Origin of the sequence: uncultured Cyclobacterium sp., from assembly GCF_963976465.1 — a bacterium.
Classification (GTDB): Bacteria; Bacteroidota; Bacteroidia; order Cytophagales; family Cyclobacteriaceae; genus Cyclobacterium.
Map to the genome: position 1 here is coordinate 1 of NZ_CAXBOC010000050.1, position 16,765 is coordinate 16,765.

The 16,765-nt window shown below is 36.2% G+C and carries 15 protein-coding genes and 1 pseudogene; 7 read left to right on the forward strand and 9 right to left on the reverse strand.

Annotation, left to right across the window (positions count from 1 at the left end; all coding sequences use genetic code 11):
* The 9 genes and pseudogenes from AAC037_RS04585 to AAC037_RS04625 all read right to left on the reverse strand — a co-directional run.
* Positions 1 to 1,163, reverse strand: a pseudogene (locus AAC037_RS04585) (hypothetical protein); the annotation flags it as partial.
* Positions 1,164 to 1,289: 126 nt separating this feature from the next.
* Positions 1,290 to 1,739, reverse strand: coding sequence for a response regulator (locus tag AAC037_RS04590; protein WP_339901874.1), 450 nt, complete (start codon positions 1,737 to 1,739; stop codon positions 1,290 to 1,292).
* A 323-nt stretch (positions 1,740 to 2,062) separates the two neighbouring features.
* Positions 2,063 to 2,566: a pyridoxamine 5'-phosphate oxidase family protein gene (locus tag AAC037_RS04595; protein WP_339901875.1), complete on the reverse strand. Its 504-nt coding sequence runs from the start codon at positions 2,564 to 2,566 to the stop codon at positions 2,063 to 2,065.
* Positions 2,567 to 2,742: 176 nt separating this feature from the next.
* Positions 2,743 to 3,771 carry an AraC family transcriptional regulator gene (locus AAC037_RS04600; protein WP_339901876.1) on the reverse strand — a complete coding sequence of 343 codons (1,029 nt, stop codon included), beginning with the start codon at positions 3,769 to 3,771 and terminating at the stop codon, positions 2,743 to 2,745.
* Positions 3,772 to 4,334: 563 nt separating this feature from the next.
* Positions 4,335 to 4,781, reverse strand: a complete 447-nt coding sequence (locus AAC037_RS04605) for a response regulator (RefSeq protein ID WP_339901877.1) — start codon at positions 4,779 to 4,781, stop codon at positions 4,335 to 4,337.
* Positions 4,771 to 5,358 (reverse strand): AraC family transcriptional regulator, encoded by a 588-nt coding sequence (locus tag AAC037_RS04610; RefSeq protein ID WP_339901878.1) that lies wholly within the window; start codon positions 5,356 to 5,358, stop codon positions 4,771 to 4,773. Before AAC037_RS04610 ends, AAC037_RS04605 begins: the two co-directional genes overlap by 11 nt.
* A gap of 451 nt (positions 5,359 to 5,809) precedes the next feature.
* Complete coding sequence (locus AAC037_RS04615; protein WP_339901879.1) at positions 5,810 to 5,992, reverse strand: hypothetical protein; 183 nt, start codon at positions 5,990 to 5,992, stop codon at positions 5,810 to 5,812.
* A gap of 278 nt (positions 5,993 to 6,270) precedes the next feature.
* The gene (locus AAC037_RS04620) at positions 6,271 to 6,426 is read right to left on the reverse strand and encodes a DUF1328 domain-containing protein (protein WP_339901880.1); all 156 of its coding nucleotides are present in this window, start codon (positions 6,424 to 6,426) and stop codon (positions 6,271 to 6,273) included.
* Between the two features lie 156 nt (positions 6,427 to 6,582).
* Positions 6,583 to 7,860 carry a sorbosone dehydrogenase family protein gene (locus tag AAC037_RS04625; protein WP_339901881.1) on the reverse strand — a complete coding sequence of 426 codons (1,278 nt, stop codon included), beginning with the start codon at positions 7,858 to 7,860 and terminating at the stop codon, positions 6,583 to 6,585.
* A gap of 348 nt (positions 7,861 to 8,208) precedes the next feature.
* On the opposite strand from AAC037_RS04625, the gene AAC037_RS04630 reads away from it, so the two are divergent.
* The 7 genes from AAC037_RS04630 to AAC037_RS04660 all read left to right on the forward strand — a co-directional run bounded on the left by AAC037_RS04630 (position 8,209) and on the right by AAC037_RS04660 (position 16,627).
* A complete protein-coding gene (locus AAC037_RS04630) occupies positions 8,209 to 10,050 on the forward strand; it encodes an FAD-dependent oxidoreductase (RefSeq protein ID WP_339901882.1) in 1,842 nt (613 codons plus the stop codon).
* Between the two features lie 86 nt (positions 10,051 to 10,136).
* Positions 10,137 to 12,128: an SGNH/GDSL hydrolase family protein gene (locus AAC037_RS04635; protein ID WP_339901883.1), complete on the forward strand. Its 1,992-nt coding sequence runs from the start codon at positions 10,137 to 10,139 to the stop codon at positions 12,126 to 12,128.
* Between the two features lie 100 nt (positions 12,129 to 12,228).
* Complete coding sequence (locus AAC037_RS04640; protein WP_339901884.1) at positions 12,229 to 13,320, forward strand: sulfatase-like hydrolase/transferase; 1,092 nt, start codon at positions 12,229 to 12,231, stop codon at positions 13,318 to 13,320.
* A gap of 68 nt (positions 13,321 to 13,388) precedes the next feature.
* The gene (locus tag AAC037_RS04645; RefSeq protein WP_339901885.1) at positions 13,389 to 13,646 is read left to right on the forward strand and encodes a hypothetical protein; all 258 of its coding nucleotides are present in this window, start codon (positions 13,389 to 13,391) and stop codon (positions 13,644 to 13,646) included.
* 241 nt (positions 13,647 to 13,887) lie between these two features.
* Positions 13,888 to 14,787: a diacylglycerol kinase family protein gene (locus AAC037_RS04650; protein ID WP_339901886.1), complete on the forward strand. Its 900-nt coding sequence runs from the start codon at positions 13,888 to 13,890 to the stop codon at positions 14,785 to 14,787.
* A gap of 185 nt (positions 14,788 to 14,972) precedes the next feature.
* Complete coding sequence (locus tag AAC037_RS04655; RefSeq protein ID WP_339901887.1) at positions 14,973 to 15,410, forward strand: hypothetical protein; 438 nt, start codon at positions 14,973 to 14,975, stop codon at positions 15,408 to 15,410.
* 131 nt (positions 15,411 to 15,541) lie between these two features.
* Positions 15,542 to 16,627: an efflux RND transporter periplasmic adaptor subunit gene (locus AAC037_RS04660; RefSeq protein ID WP_339901888.1), complete on the forward strand. Its 1,086-nt coding sequence runs from the start codon at positions 15,542 to 15,544 to the stop codon at positions 16,625 to 16,627.
* Positions 16,628 to 16,765: the final 138 nt, after the last annotated feature.

Consider the following 16,765-nt stretch of genomic DNA (forward strand, 5'->3'; position numbering starts at 1 on the left):
CCTCTTACTGATTCCTTATTATGGAAAACTTCCTTATATAAGTTTCCCATAGTCTCCTTAATTTCAGGTATAGTGTCAAATAACTTATTACCTAAGAATTCTTCTGACTCTTTTTTAAAAAAATTCAAAAGGGAATTATTTGCCATTTTTGCAACCAATTCCCTGCCCTTAAAAATGGCTATCCCTACTGGTGCTTTATATACAATATTCCGAAAGTTCTGCTCTTCTTTTTTAATTTTATCATTGGCAAAAATCAGCTTTTTTTCATAATTCACCTGTTCCGAAACATCTTGCAATGTTCCGGTGATTCGGTAGGGAGATTTTGGATTTCTAAACCTTACTTTTCCTTGTGCCTGAACAGTCCTAACCTCATTTGTACTTTTATTTTTTATCCCAAACCTTTCTATAAATCTTCCCTCCAGTCTCCCAGCCAATGATTTATTAATGGAGGAGGTTACCCTGTAGACATCTTCCGGCACAATGGTATCCATAGCTTGTTCCATAGAAATGTTCATGCCTTTAGGAATTCCCATCCAATCCATTAACCTATCGTTTCCGGAAAAAGAATTAGTAAGAGGATCATAATCCCATGTCCCTAGTTCCGCTGCATCAATTGCAAATGCAAGTTGATTTTCACTTTCTTGCAACAATTGTAAGTTTTTAACTGCATCTGTAGTTTCTATACAAGTGATGGAAATCCCTACTGTTTCATCCTCTTCACCAATCAATACGCTATAACTAAACGTCCAGTACACTTCTTCCATTCTCCCATTCCGGAAAATAGAAACAAGCTGGTTTTCATGCCAAGTAGCCTCTCCCGTTTTCCAAACATATTCAGCTTCTTTTTTAAGGGTATGAACTAATTCAGGAAATGCATCTTCAAATTTTTCACCTAATATGGAAGGATGTTTACCATTGTTCCCAAGACTTGGTCTATATGCATCATTATAAAAGCAAAAAAATTCTTTACCCCAAAGAATAAATTTGGGGAAAGCTGTTTTTAACATATTACTAACAGCCATTTTTAAGGATAGTGGCCAATCTTCCGGAACGCCTAAAGGATGTTTAGACCAGTCATAAGCCTCAATAATCCTGCCCATTTCTCCCCCATTCTGCAAAAAATTAGGTCCTTTGGGAAAATTTATTTCTCCTTCTTTATTCATATTTCATCTACCATACTTACAGACTTCAAATTCCTGTTATCCTAAATAAATTCAAAGCATTCTGTTAATTAAATCATTAAAAACTAAACTATATTTAAGCAAAGGAGGAAATACAACTGTAGAATTTTAAGCATGTAAAACAAAATTATGTTTTTCGAGAGCTGAACATGGATCACTCCAGTCTGTATTCAAGGTATTCTTTAGTATATTTTGCATTTCTTCCCGATTGAAGGGTTTCTGGATATAAGCATTGGCTCCCAGCTTATAGGAAAGTGCAATGTCTGAACTATTATAAGAAGTTGAAAATATTATTGTGCAAATATTCTTTAGCCTTTCATTGGAGCGAATTTCTTTCAAACATTCGAATCCATTTTTCACAGGCATATTAAGATCCAAGAATATGATATCCGGCAATTTCGAGTTTTCATTTGTCAAATACTCCATAAGATGGTCCCCACCATGGAATACCCGTATAGGAATTTCAACATTTATTGTTTCAATGGTGTCCAAAAAAAACTCGCAATCATCGGGATCATCGTCTGTTAATACAAGTAAGTTATTCCTTAAATATCTCATTTTAAAGGCAGTTCTGTTTGTTTCTTCATTTAAATAATAATCGAGAAGCCGGATAGCATAAAAAGTAAATAGCAAACAGCTAGGCTACTCAAGAAAACAAAATCAAAAATGAGACCAAAACATGTTGATATGTAGGTAAAATAATTAGATAGCCTCAAAAACTGCACTCATGCTATTAAAAATTGCCTGTATGCCTTCTGTAAATCATAATTTACCAGTAATTATGCTTCAAAGAGGTAATCTGACATTAATAGCCAATGAAATTGCATTAACATTAAATCTTTAAAAGTAAGACCTAAAAATAAATTCAGGTCTTACTTTTTTTATACGGTTAATTTACCGTTGAGCTGTGGTTCAGGATGGATGGCTGAAATTGATTCCTTACCTAATTTTATCAAATTAATTAACTCTCCTTTGGTTTTATCCCAATAATGGGCTTCTGTAGGCACCACCTTAATAGCCGTTAAATCCGGATCCCCGATACCCTTAAACCAGATTCCATCAACCTCACTATCATAAAATCTTTCCAAAATCACGCTACCCTTATAAATTATGGCTTGGCCATAAACCGTTAAGAATTGCATATTCGTCGGGTTTGAATAAATCAGCTGCAAATTATTATCTTCAATTATGTTTTTATTGTGGGTACTTTTTTCACTGCTTAGAAACCAAATACTTCCATTTTCATCCACTTCCTTGGTCGTCATTGGAATAAAATGAGGAGGAAGAGATTTTAGGTTAGTACCCATAATTGCAAACCGAATGCTTTCAGCCAATTCTTTTAATTGGTCAATTGTTTTTTCTTCGAATAATTTATCTCCACTCATAACTGTCTAATTTAATGTGTTGAACAATACCTTTAACTCCTGAATAAATTTATCCATGGTGACACCAAATGGCATTACTCCTTGATAATAAAAAGAAAAGCCATCTAATTATTAACTAGATGGCTAACCTATGGTAATCTACCCGTTTAATAGTTGGTTTATATTATTGATTATCATTAAGCAGATAAAGCCATCGATTGTTGTTTTTCCTTGTATTCTTTGGGACTACAATTGTACTTCTGTCTAAATATTTTTGAAAAGTAACTTCTACTGGAAAATCCTACACTATATACAACCTGAGAAATGTTCATGTCTGATGTTTTTATCAGTTCTTCTCCCTTTTCAACCCTTACAGATCTTATATAATCGCTAACGGTCGTACCATGCATTCGTTTGAATCCCTCCTGAAGTTTTCCTGGAGACAATCCTGCTTGTCTGCTCAACTCTGCAATACAATGCGGTTTTTCCGGGCAGTTTAAAATGGCTTTGGAAATGTCACGAACAGCATTCATCTCCTTTAAAGTAAGGTTACCATTGTTTTGAGCGTCTCGCTTTTGATCATCTGCATGTTGCTGAATTTCATAAGCCAAGATCATGTGAACCAACCCCTCAATCATTAAACTTCTGACAATGCCTCTTTCCTGAATGGCTTCTAGTTGCTGAATTTTATCAGCAATTTTCAAATTGTATGACCCAATATAAATGGAGTTTTGAGCAGGCTTTCCCATCATAAACGATTTCTGAATTCTATAATTCAAACTGTGTTTTTTAGGATTGTCAGTATTCAATTCAGTATTGACCACTATTAATGAAATCTTAATATGCTCGTTTTTAGCAAATTCCAGTATGTTTTCTTCATATGCTTTATTGGTCAGTATGCTCGTTTGAAAATTCTCAAGCACTTTTTTTCCGGATTGACTCCCGAAACTATGGGTAACTTTACCTCTTAAACAATAGGCAAAACAAATGGGTGGATGTTCTGAAGACCCCACACGAAGGGTCAGGTCTTGAATAAATTTAACATCAAATTCCAGCAAGGATATGCCACTTTTAAAAGTAACACCCCGAATCTTCCCCCGACCAAATTCATTGTCAATATCCAAAATATGTTCTTTCACCTTCACACTTAGAGCTCCATTCATACTCTGGTGCAACTCATCGAAAATATTCTTAATAGCGGTAGATGTAAGTGTAATGGTTGTCATAGAAATTAATAGCGTTAAACAATAAATACCTGAATACAAAACAAGTGAACACCACTTGCTATTACAGCACAGTCAATATTTGAAACATTTTAGCCTATTTCCAACCCTCCTTTGAGTTGTAAATTTTCCAAAATGATTGTTTAACAAAGATCAACAACTTAAACGCACTTTTGTTATATAACTTTGGGTTAAGATTGCAAAATCTTATGTTTACTAACTTAAGTCTATATTTTTTTGAACAATCCTAAGATATTGATTTTCAATTACTAGATCAATTGGACACTTTTTTGAAAAAAATGTAAAAAAAAAATCTAAAACACATTGAATTACACAAAAGCAGTAAGAAAAAAGGTAAGAAAGTTCAACAGTAACCCTTTATCATTCGAAAAACTAAACCGTGATCTACACGATTCAAAAATTACAATAATTGCATCTGCTTCACGGGATTTGTAGGTCGGCAAGCCACAAATTTTTTATTTTAAAAAGCCTTAAAATTTTAGGAAACCACAGCCTAATTAAGGGATAAAAAAATGCTCCAATCCGTTTTCAAGTTACTCATTGTCCTAAAAGCGAAACAAAAAGGTATTTCGATTCATATTTGAGGTATGATATTGCCAATTAACCTGCAACACCTTTTCGATTACTTCCTTTAGCTTTGCAAAACTGCTTGGTTTATTGATGTAGATATTGGCGCCATAAATAAAAGTAGCTTCTATGTCCTGCTCTGTGGATGAAGTTGAATAAATTGCGATGGCTAAGTCTTTAAAAGCTTCATTTTGGCGAATTTCTCTCAAACATTGCATTCCATCTTTTACTGGCATATTTAGATCGAGAAATAACAAATTAGGTCTTTCGGATTCATCTGAAAAGAGGTAATTCATTAACTCTTGTCCATCATTAAAAAGCAAAAGCCTAGTTTGAATAGAAAGTTGCTTGATGGCTTCTTTAAACAAAAACCTATCATCTTCATCATCATCGGCCAAAACTACATTTAGAAAGTTATTGCTCATCAACTAGTTTTATGGTTTTATCAATATAGGCATTCAAGCTCTTTTTCCGTTTCATTATACGTTGAAAACTACTTGGAGTAAGACCTGTAGTTTTCTTAAACTGACCCGATAGGTGGGAAACACTACTGTAATTTAATCGATAAGCGATTTCAGTTAAATTCAGATTACCTTCTTGCAACAATTCCTTAACAAGATCTACCTTTCTTAAAATCAAATAATTTTCAATTGATGAATAAGTGTTTTCAGAAAAAACGGAAGACAAATAAGAATAGGTATAGTCAAGTTTATCGGACAAATAGCTGGACACCTTTAAATGCCTTGCATTTTCATCATTTAGCATCTCATCAATTGTGTTTTTAATTCGATCAACAAGGGTTTCTTTCTGATCATCCAAGACTGTTATGCCATAATTTTTAAGGGATTGAATTAGTGAGAATTTAGTTTCTTCAGGCAAACCATCTAAGATTTCAAATTCACTTGAATTGATAGCTGACCATGGTATATTAAATTTCTCTAATTGCTCCCTCACCAATGTTTCGCAAACTACCTTGTAATTATATTTTAAATAAATTTTCATTCAACCTTTAAAATAGCACTCGATTGCTGTTTATACCAAGAGTCCAAAGCAAAGTAAGTACAAAAACAATAATTAATTGAAATTATTTTACTAAAAATAACGTATTTTATTTATTTAAAAAATAGCATATTATGCTAAAATTCCGATGGGTATTCATTTTCATTCATTTAAACCACAAATGAATACTAAAAAATGGGAGCAATTATTTTCACCTGAGAAATAGAGTGTTTTTAATTTGACTGCAGCAGTTCAAAAAATTTCTCCAAAAAACCAAAACTGAGTTTTAATTCCGGATTTTCAAAAAAATATTAAAATTATTCCAAGCCCGAACAACGCTATTCGAAATAAATTTTAATTATGTAAAATATCCCAAGAATTTAATATAAAAAAAACGAATTTTCAATTTTGAAAATTCGTTTTTTTTATGGTAATGTTCTATATTTAATTTTGATTAGGTAGCATCATCTATTTCGTCTTCAACTTCTTCAGCACCTTCTTCTATTGCATCTCCTGCATCATCTGCTGCTTCTTCTATTTTCTCACCTGCACTATCCTTTTTATCCCTACAACTGGACAATGAAAGGAATGAGGTAGTCATAAGCGCTAATAAAAAGATGTTAATGTAACGTTTCATAATTTTTAATTTTAGTTTACAGTTTTATTTAAGTTAAAGTTGGTTACCCCGGGTCTTCTAAATTGATTGCTTTTTCTCCATGCATTGGATCAATTTTAACCCCAATGCTATTCTTTTAATTTAATTCATTAACTGGAAGTTGGTAGTTTTATCTGGTATCAACACTGATCCTGTTGGTTATTTCGGGGTATTGAATTTTGTGATTTTAGCCTTTTAGGTATTGGTATAAACCTAAACAGACTATTCATCTATTTTCATTAAAATGACTTTCATGCCATTCATTTTCTCCCAAAAATCAAAGAAATTAAGAAAAGAACAACAAAAATAAAGAATATCACCTTGGCTATTGATGCAGCTCCTTCGGCAACACCGCCAAATCCAAAAATAGCAGCTATTACAGCTATTACAACGAAAATAATTGTCCAACGTAGCATAATTTTTAAAGTTTAGAGTTGTAGATATGGTTTGAAAATGAGTTGATTGCTAATAATAAAATTAATTAACTTGACCTTAGCAAATGACCTCAATAGATCCTATTCTTGCTTCAATCGATCTAATAAAGTTTACAGTTGAAGAGAATATCCATCAACCTAAGAACCGTCTCCATTATAGGAAACCTTCCAGATAAGACCACCGTCGTCATCATTGATCAAAAGTGAGCCATCCGGTGCAACTGCCACACAAACCGGTCGGCCATAAACCTCAGTACCATCTTCATTGGCTATAAACCCAGTTAGAAAATCAATTGGTTTTTTAGGCTTTCCATTGTCAAATGGGATAAAAATAACTTTATACCCTGACAGTTGCTCCCTATTCCATGATCCATGTTGCCCTACAAAGGCACCATTTATAAATGAATTCGGAAATGCATCCGAAGTATAAAAGGTTAGGCCCAATGAGGCAGTGTGACTACCTACCGGTACATCCGGAATGATTGATTTCGCTACCAAGTCTTCGTGTGGGTCATCTTTCCATCTTGGATCTTTTATTTGACCATAATAACTGTAAGGCCAACCGTACCAACCTCCCTTTTTAACACTAGTTACATAATCAGGTACAAGATCATTCCCCAATTTGTCTCGCTCATTTACTGCGGTCCAAAGCTCCCCGGTAACAGGGTTAAAATCCATTCCTACAGGATTTCTAAGCCCATCAGCATAAATAATTTCACCAGATCCATCCGGATTTATTTCTATTATATTGGCTCTTCTATGTTCTTTTTCCATGCCCTGCTCTCCTGCATTACTTGCAGAACCAACAGAAACATAAATTTTATTCTTGTCCTGACTGGCTATTATATTCCTGGTCCAGTGATTGTTATACCCACTGGCTGATAAGTCCAAGATTTTTTCACCTTCTCCTTCAATTTTGTTAGCCCCTTCTTTATAAGGATACCGATAAAGACCATCTGTATTGGCTACATAGAAATACTCACCCAACACCAGCATACCAAAATTCTGATTCAAATCTTCTAAAAAGACATGTTTCTCATCTATTTTACCATCATTATCGGAATCACGCAATAACCTTATCTGATCGGCACTGTTTTTAGTATTGGATTCAGCGACAAATATATCTTTATTCGGAGCGATATAAGTCCATCTCGGGTGATCCAAATCCTCAGCAAACCTGCTCACGGTGAATCCTTCAGGCGCTTTTGGACCTTCCCCTTTCGGCCAACCTACTATTTCGCTACGATTGGTTACCGAAGTTGAACTATATGGGGCAGGTAAAGTTAGCTCTCCTACAGCTGTCTCAACAGTTACACTATCCTGATTAGCAAATTCTTCTTTCTCAGATCCTGATAACTTTCTTTCCTTGCATCCAAGACCAGTAACTATTAAAAGAGCTAATAATATATATTTCATTTTAATTGTTTTTTAGATTGGCCCCTATTTTTACAATTTATTATGTAAACAGTTGATAAAAACTTCACAAAATGATATCGAAACATCCTAAAGGTGAAGCTATACAAATTCCCATTTTAGACATTTATTAATAACATTATATTTAAATGCTATAACCCTTTCGATGCAAATCCTATACCATTATTAAAAAATGTTAAAAAAAGTTTGACCACCTACACCTGAGAAGAATTAGTTAAGCATTTCCAATTCAGCATAAAAAATTAGGAAATAAATAATGTAATTTTAGGATTCGAAGTAAGATAAACAATACAGGAAATGACATTTGGATCAAGCAAAAAAGCTAAATTCATGAAACAACTTAATTGCGACATATTGATTGCGGGCGGTGGACCGGGAGGTATACCTGCCGCTCTTGCAGCTGCCAGAAATGGATCAAAAGTTATCCTTTGTCAAGACAGACCCGTTTTAGGTGGAAATGCATCGAGTGAGGTTCGGATGCATATTGTAGGGGCTGATTGCAGCGGTAAAAGAGGAGAGAATTTATCAGTAGAAGCTAGGGAATCTGGCATAATAGAAGAAATACGGCTTGAATCAACTGTAAATAATCCTCAGCGTGCGCCAGCGATATTCGACTTAATTCTGTATGATAAATGTAGGAGTGATCCAAATTTAGATTTAATGCTCAACACGAGAGTTTATGCAACAGAAGTAGAGGAAAAAACCATAAAAAAAGCCTTTGCCAGAAGAGAATCTACCGAAGATGAATTCGAGATAACCGCCAAAATCTTTATTGATTGCACAGGTGATGGAACCATTGGTGCCTGTTCGGGCGCTTCATTTTATGAAGGAAGAGAGGCGAAATCAAGCTTTAATGAACCACTGGCACAGAACGAAAGCGACAATTTAAGATTAGGCTCTTCCCTCATGTTTCAGGCAAAAAAACATGATAAACCGATGCCCTTCTCTCCCCCATCCTGGGCTCGGAAAGTCACAGAAGAAGACCTGGCGCTTAGGCCACATGCAACCCCTGCCATGGACATGGACCTGGGCTTGGAATATGGCTATTGGTGGTTAGAATGGGGAGGAACCTTGGATACGATCAAAGACAATGAGCTCATTAGAGATGAATTATTGGCTATATTGTTGGGTGTTTGGGATCATGTAAAAAATGGAGGTGATCATGGAGCGGACAATTGGGCCTTAGAGTGGTGTGGCTTTCTTCCGGGGAAAAGGGAGAGCCGTAGGTTTATAGGACAATACACCCTTAACCAAAATGATGTGCAAGAAGCCAAAACTTTTGATGATGCTATAGCTTATGGAGGTTGGCATATTGACATTCATCCCCCGGAAGGAGTTGATGCGATCGACAAATCTCCTTGCATCCACCACGATGTGCCCAATCTATACCAAATTCCCTTACGCACTACCATAAGTAAAAAGATTAACAACCTTATGTTTGCCGGAAGAAATATCTCTGCAAGCCATGTGGCTTTTGCCTCAACCAGGGTCATGGCCACTTGTGCTGTAGTGGGACAAGCTGTAGGTACAGCCGCAGCGATGGCTGGAAAAAGCGGCATACAACCTGGAAATATCGTTTCCAATAAAGACTTACTATCTAGCATTCAACAGCAACTTCTTAAGGATGATGTGTTTATTCCCGGCATACAAAATCAGGACAATAGTGACTTGGCAAAAGATGCAAAAATCAGCGCCAACTCTGAACAAGAAATTGGTAAAGCAATCAATATAATCAGTGGGCAGACACGAAGTGTTCATGGGCATCGGGGCGTTCACCCTGAAATTGCCTTACCCGGTACGCATCGTTGGATGAGTAACCCAATGGATGGCATGCCGGTTAGCATAGAATTATCATGGACAAAACCCAAAAATATCCGCTTAATACAGATTGTTTTTGATACCGGAGCGCACAGGGTCTTGACCTTTAGCCTTGCAGATGAGTACACCCAAAAAATGCACTGGGGAAGTCCTCAACCCGAGACTGTTAAAGATTATACCATAGCTACTTATTTTAATGGTCACCAAAAGGAATCCTTGTCCAAAAAAAACAATTACCAAAGGCTACGTAAACATGTCCTTCAAGGACATTCCATAGACACTATAAAAATCACTGTTTTGTCTACACAGGGCTTAGATCATGCGCGTATTTTTGAAATAAGGGCTTATGAATAATATAAAATTTCTATAGATGTTTAGAAAAGCTAATATATTAATCCTCCTTAATTGGCTCAAAATCTAATCAAAAACCTACCCGATCAATGTTTAAAATTTATACAATCCTGGCTATTCTATGTTGCCAGCTCCTCTTTACTCAGGCTTATGCCCAGTCCCAACCTAAAGATTCTTTTGAGGGCGCTGAGATTTCCAATTGGAAAGGGTTTGAGCGTTATGACTTTAGTTTCCAAGGGAGAAATGCAAGGCTGGTCCTCCCTGACAAAGCTATCCCGGGAAAGCCTTGGATCTGGCGGGCTAGATTTCCTGACTGGCATACTACGGCTGACAGTCTCTTAGTGGCTGAAGGGGTTCACTTGGCTTACGTCAATACCGATAACCTATATGGAAATAAAGATGCCGTTCAAGTTTGGGATGATTTCTATTCACTATTAACTTCTGAGCTTGACCTCCAAGAACAAGTTTCATTAATGGGAGTCAGCCGAGGAGGATTATTTATTTACAATTGGGCAAAGGCCAATGTTGACAAAGCAGCTTGCATTTATGCAGAAGCCCCGGTATTGGATTTCAAAAGTTGGCCCGGAGGTTTTGGAACGGGTGAAGGCTCACTAAAGGATTGGCTCCGGTTAAAGGAGGTTTATGGCTTTGCCACTGATGAGGAAGCAAAAAACTATGCCGACAACCCCATTGATAACCTTAATGAGTTACCAACAAAAAGGGTACCTATCCTTCACATGATTGGACTGGAGGATCAAATAGTTCCAGTAGGAGAAAACACCCTTCCCTTTGTTCAAAATTACATTAAATCAGGTGGACTGGCCACCATTGTAACCTCTGTGGATGGAGAACAAAACCTAAAAGGACACCATTTCCCCATACAGACTCCCAGATTGGTTGCTGACTTTATCAAGTACAACTCTATTAAAACCCAGGCATTAGCTTCTGAAAACTACCATAAAACAAATGGAGTTATCCTTAATGCTTATCATAAATTTTCAAGCAATAAATCCGGCCGAGTTGCCTATTTAGGAGGTTCAATCACCCACAATCATGGCTGGCGAGACAGTATTAATCATTTTATACAAGAACGCTTCCCTGATGCATCTTTGAAATTTATAAATGCCGGCATCCCATCTATGGGAAGTACTCCTTCAGCTTTTAGGCTTGAAAGAGATGTCTTGTCTAAAGGTAAAGTAGATCTACTTTTTGTAGAAGCTGCTGTTAATGATTCCGGAAATGGAAGAACATCAAAGGAACAAAAGCGTGCGATGGAAGGAATCATAAGGCAGGCAAGAAATTCAAATCCGGAAATGGATATCGTAATCATGCATTTTGTGGATCCGGGAAAAATATCCCTTTACCGTGAGGGCTTGATACCGGAAGTAATTGTAAACCATCAGGCAGTAGCAGATCATTATGGCATTCCTACCATTAATTTGGCTAAAGAGGTTACAGATAGAATTGATGCCGGGGAGTTTTCTTGGGAGAAGGATTTCAAGAACCTTCACCCTTCCCCTTTTGGTCAAGGTATTTATTCCCATTCAATTATTACATTCCTAACGAACAGTTTCAATAAAAGTAAGCTTTTGAAAGAGGAAGTCATCCATTACGCGGTTCCAACAAAATTGGATCCATATGCCTATGGTTCAGGATTTCTAGTGGATGTTAAAGAAGCAAAATTAGCCAAAGGTTGGCAACTTGTTCCTGATTGGGAACCTGCAGACAATTTAAATACGAGACCGAACTATGTTAGCCAACCATTTTTGGTTGGTAAAAGTGGGGCCAAATCTTTGAAATTTAAATTCAATGGAACGGCTGTAGGTATTGCTGTGGCCGCAGGGCAGGATGCTGCCACCATTCGCTATAGAATAGACAAAGGTGAATGGAAACAACTGGACTTGCTTACACCTTGGAGCAAGCAGTTGCACCTACCCTGGTATTATACTTTGGCTAATGAATTATCCAACCACGCTCATCTTTTAGAAATCAGCATTCCAGATAATCTCAATGAAGGTTCACAGCAGAAAGCGTGTAGAATCAGGTATTTCTATGTAAATTCCGACCATAATAATAAGTAAACTAAATATCATTTTGAGAAGGATAATGATTCGCATTGCTTTATCAAGAGTGTTTTAATATCATTTACTTCCACACGAAAAAATTTCAAAAAAAATAAAAATGAAACAGTTATTCCTACTGGTAACGATTGGCTTCTTTATCAATCTTTCCCAAATATACGCCCAAAAGCAAACCAAAACGGAAAACATCTTTTTGATAACAGTGGATGGGCTTCGTTGGCAGGAAATATTCAAGGGAGCTGATTCCTTGTTGATTGATGATACAGGAATGGTTGAGAACACAGATGAACTAGTGGCTGAATATTGGGACAGCGAGCCAAAAGAGCGCAGGAAAATGTTAATGCCATTTTTTTGGGAAAAGCTGAGTGCTGAAGGGCAATTGTATGGCAATAGAGTTTATGGCAATTTGGTTGACAACAGCAATACCATGTTATTTTCCTACCCGGGATACAATGAAGTGTTAAGTGGGTTTGCAGATGACAAAAGAATCAATTCAAATTCAAAAATCAACAACCCCAATACCACTTTATTGGAATACTTAAATCAAACTGCTGACTATCAAAACAAGGTCTTGGCCTATGGAAGCTGGGATGTCTTTCCATTCATTATTAATGAGGAAAGAAGTAAAGTCCCAGTAAATGCAGGTTTTGATTTGGCTGAAGGAAACAACCTTACGGATAAAGAGGTAATGATCAACAGGCTTCAAAGTGAAATTAGAGGCCCTTGGGGAGGAGTAAGGTTGGATGCTTTTACCCACAACTATGCTCTGGAAGGAATTAAAAAACATCAACCAAAAGTTGTTTACATTGCTTATGGCGAACCGGATGATTGGGCACATGACAACGCGTATGACCAATACCTGTACTCTATTCACCAGTTTGATGCCTACCTTAAAGAATTGTGGAGTTATATTCAAAATTCTCCCCAATACAAGGACAAGACTACTATGATCATAACTACAGATCATGGAAGAGGAATAAATAAAAAAACTTGGACAGGGCATGGATCCTCTATTCCTGAAGCAAAAGAAATATGGATGGCTGCCATCGGCCCTGATACCCCTGCGAAAGGTGAGATGAAAACCAAAGGTTTATGGCATTCTTCCATGATAGCCAGGACCATTTTTAAACTTTTAGGAAAAGAATATCCGGAATTAAAGGCAGGGGAAGTTATCACCGACATGATCAAGTAATACACTACGTTTAAAACAAATCATTAAAAATACTTCAAGAAAGAGTAGGTCAATTAAAATTTTAAAAGATGGACAAGCTTCCCAAATACATTCCTATTGATTGTTTATTCGTTGACAGATTACAAGATTGGGCCACCAGAAAAGAGGTAGTTGAAATCGCCTACAGAAATAAATCAGGTGAAGTTATCAGCATCAAAACTCGGATTAAGGATATTTATACTAAAAACAAAGAAGAGTATATTGTTTTGGAAAATAAAATAACCTTTCGTCTTGATCTGCTAGTCAGCGTTAATGAACACAAAGTTGGAAGTTGCCACATAGATTAAATAAGTGCCTGTAATATCGGTTACTGGCAATAACTAGCTAAAAAAAATCCTGAAAGACAAATCAGTAACATTCCAAAGCCGAATTCAGTAAAACTTTCTGTGAAAAAATTTTATTGTAAATGAAGCATATTGGCACGGATTAAGCTATCTAATGGATAATCAATAATTCGAAAATAATCGATTCATTAAGTTTATTTAATTTGACTTTGTCAAAGGATTGTTTTGTCATTAAAATTATGATATGAAAGTACTCTTCATTGTCAATCCCGTTTCAGGGGATGTAGATAAAGAGCCTTTTTTAGAAAAGGCTACCAAATTATGTCAAAAATATGGAATAGTTACCCAGATCTTTAAAACAACAGGCAAAGCTGATGAAAGAAAGGTAGAAGAAACCATCAATTCCTTTGCCCCTGACAGAGTTGCCTCCGTCGGAGGCGATGGAACAACTTTGTTTTCGGCCATTGCTTTATTGGAAAGTAAAATTCCAATGGGCATCATTCCCTTGGGTTCAGCCAATGGTATGGCAGTGGAATTGGGCGTACAATCCAATCCCATGGAAGCCTTAAAGGACCTTATAATGTCATCCATGATCAGGGATTTGGATATTTTAAAGGTCAACGACAAACATTTTTCTATACACCTTGGGGATGTGGGCATCAACGCTGAAATAGTAGCCTCTTATGAAAAAGATCCTAACAGGGGTATGACGACCTACGCAAAATATTTTATTGATGAACTGACCAAAAACGATCCTTTTGAGGTTGAGGTAGTTGCCATGGATCAGACAATTGTTGAAAAAGCAGTAATGGTAGGAATTTGTAATGCTAAAAAGTATGGTACCGGCATTCCTTTGAATATTGATGGGAACCCAATGGATGGTAAATTTGAAATTATTCTGGTAAAGGATATCAATACCCAATTCTTAATTAATGCCGGTCTTTCAAAGTTTAATGATGTTTTTTATATGAAAGAAAACATCACTGCCATTTGTACAGAAAAGGCCGTATTAAAATTCAAAAAACCAAGGCTGCTTCAACTAGATGGAGAGGTAATCGGGAAATTTAAAGAAATAAACGTTGAAATAATCAAAGGTGCCACTAAGCTTATCACCTCCACAGACAACCAATATATCCATGATTGATAGGCAATTTACAGGCTTTATTTATTAAAAAGACTAAATAAATATTAAATAATATCGCTATTATTATAAGGATAGCTTTATTTTTTTATTCCAAAAATCCTCAAAACTCATTAAATATATTTTCTGTAAAAAAAACTCCATACCCATATAGATTATAAAATTTTTTTATAGGTTTGTTGATCTAAATGAAAAGTAAGAGACATTTTATAAAGAATTCTGTACAGAACCCCATCTATATCGGGGCTTCCTTGGCTGTGGGCTTTTTAATGCTTCTTTTCAGCCCATTAGTGATTCAAGGAAGTTCATTTAATGAGGATTCCGGGGATTCTAACCAGCAAATCACTTATGTATCAGCCAGTGATATTTTAAGTGATATTCATTATTTTTTGCATTTACCATCTGAAGGGGATTCTCCGGAGGAACAGGAAAATGAAAGCGAAAATGAATCCAATAAAACCTTAGACGAAGACAGTGAGCATTTCACTGTTAACACCGCTTTTTTCTCTAAGCTGGGGTACCATTTGGAAAAAGCTATATTTTCCCAATTGAACCACTCCAATCATAACAGATCAAGGATTTCACTCATCATTCTTCACCACTCCTGGAAGAGTTTTCTCATTTAATTTTTTTCAGCTCATTCATACCCTCATTGGATCCACTCCAATGATTTCATCCAAGCCTTTTATTTTCAGTAGATTTTCATCTATCCAAGGGCTTTTTATATCAATTTTTATAATAAAAAATCATAATCATTATGAAGAGGATATTGATTCTCATCTGTTTACTAGCCATTCTAGGCAATTCTGCGTGCCAGCATAAAAAAGAAGCTGGACATCCTGAGTCTACCTACCGAATTACAAGTCCTATAAAAATGGACACTGTGGTCTTTCAGGAATACGTAAGCCAAGTGCACTCCATTCAACATATAGAGCTAAGGGCACTTGAAAAAGGTTATTTACAAAAAGTATTTGTAGATGAAGGACAGTTCATTAAAAAAGGGCAATTAATGTTTCAAATCATGCCGCTTATTTATGAAGCAGAAAAGCAAAGAGCGGAGGCTGAAGCCGACTTTGCAGAGATAGAATTTAACAATACCCAAAGTCTTGCAGACAGCAATATTGTTTCTTCCAATGAATTGGCCATGTCAAGGGCAAAACTTGCCAAGGCTACAGCCGAGTTAAATTTGGCAAAGGCGCATTTGGGTTTTACAGAAATCAGGGCCCCATTCGATGGAATAATGGGTAGGTTTCACGTAAGGTTAGGTAGCCTTTTAGATGAGGGGGAGTTATTGGCTACCTTATCTGACAACAGCAAAATGTGGGTTTACTTCAATGTTCCTGAATCAGAGTATTTAGATCTTGCTACCTCCACCGGCTTAGAAAACTTGCCTGAAGTGCAGTTCAAAATGGCCAACAACCAAAACTTTGAATATACAGGCCAGATAGAAACCATTGAAGCTGATTTTAATAATGAAACAGGTAATATAGCTTTTCGAGCAACATTCCCTAATGATAAAGGTCTCTTAAGACACGGGGAAACGGGGAATATATTAATGCCGATTGTTTTTAAGGATGCATTGATCATACCACAAAAAGCAACCTTTGAAATATTGGACAAAAAGTTCGTCTATATCGTAGATGAAACCAACACATTAAGGTCAACTGAAATCACGATCGCCCATGAAATCCCTCATTTGTTTATTGTGAGCGAAGGTCTTAAACCAACGGATAAAGTGCTTATCGATGGTCTAAGAAAAGTCAAAAACAACCAGACAATAAAGCACGAATTTCTAGATCAAAGAGATATTTTAGCTGATTTAAACCTGCTTCATGCAGAGTAAATTTAACCTATAAATTACTTTAGACATGTTTAGCAAGTTTATACAACGGCCGGTTTTAGCGATAGCTATTTCCCTGGCTATCATATTCCTAGGAATATTAGCGATTGCAACAAGACCTATTTCACAGTTTCCTGAAAT

Bases quoted from the DNA above. Each gene is read 5' to 3' on its own strand.
- AAC037_RS04660 (WP_339901888.1), top strand. From the start codon at position 15,542: ATGAAGAGGATATTGATTCTCATCTGTTTACTAGCCATTCTAGGCAAT.
- AAC037_RS04620 (WP_339901880.1), bottom strand. From the start codon at position 6,426: ATGCTACGTTGGACAATTATTTTCGTTGTAATAGCTGTAATAGCTGCT.
- AAC037_RS04595 (WP_339901875.1), bottom strand. From the start codon at position 2,566: ATGAGTGGAGATAAATTATTCGAAGAAAAAACAATTGACCAATTAAAA.
- AAC037_RS04635 (WP_339901883.1), top strand. From the start codon at position 10,137: ATGTTTAAAATTTATACAATCCTGGCTATTCTATGTTGCCAGCTCCTC.
- AAC037_RS04590 (WP_339901874.1), bottom strand. From the start codon at position 1,739: ATGAGATATTTAAGGAATAACTTACTTGTATTAACAGACGATGATCCC.
- AAC037_RS04625 (WP_339901881.1), bottom strand. From the start codon at position 7,860: ATGAAATATATATTATTAGCTCTTTTAATAGTTACTGGTCTTGGATGC.
- AAC037_RS04630 (WP_339901882.1), top strand. From the start codon at position 8,209: ATGAAACAACTTAATTGCGACATATTGATTGCGGGCGGTGGACCGGGA.
- AAC037_RS04605 (WP_339901877.1), bottom strand. From the start codon at position 4,781: ATGAGCAATAACTTTCTAAATGTAGTTTTGGCCGATGATGATGAAGAT.
- AAC037_RS04600 (WP_339901876.1), bottom strand. From the start codon at position 3,771: ATGACAACCATTACACTTACATCTACCGCTATTAAGAATATTTTCGAT.
- AAC037_RS04615 (WP_339901879.1), bottom strand. From the start codon at position 5,992: ATGAAACGTTACATTAACATCTTTTTATTAGCGCTTATGACTACCTCA.
- AAC037_RS04640 (WP_339901884.1), top strand. From the start codon at position 12,229: ATGAAACAGTTATTCCTACTGGTAACGATTGGCTTCTTTATCAATCTT.
- AAC037_RS04655 (WP_339901887.1), top strand. From the start codon at position 14,973: ATGAAAAGTAAGAGACATTTTATAAAGAATTCTGTACAGAACCCCATC.
- AAC037_RS04610 (WP_339901878.1), bottom strand. From the start codon at position 5,358: ATGAAAATTTATTTAAAATATAATTACAAGGTAGTTTGCGAAACATTG.
- AAC037_RS04645 (WP_339901885.1), top strand. From the start codon at position 13,389: ATGGACAAGCTTCCCAAATACATTCCTATTGATTGTTTATTCGTTGAC.
- AAC037_RS04650 (WP_339901886.1), top strand. From the start codon at position 13,888: ATGAAAGTACTCTTCATTGTCAATCCCGTTTCAGGGGATGTAGATAAA.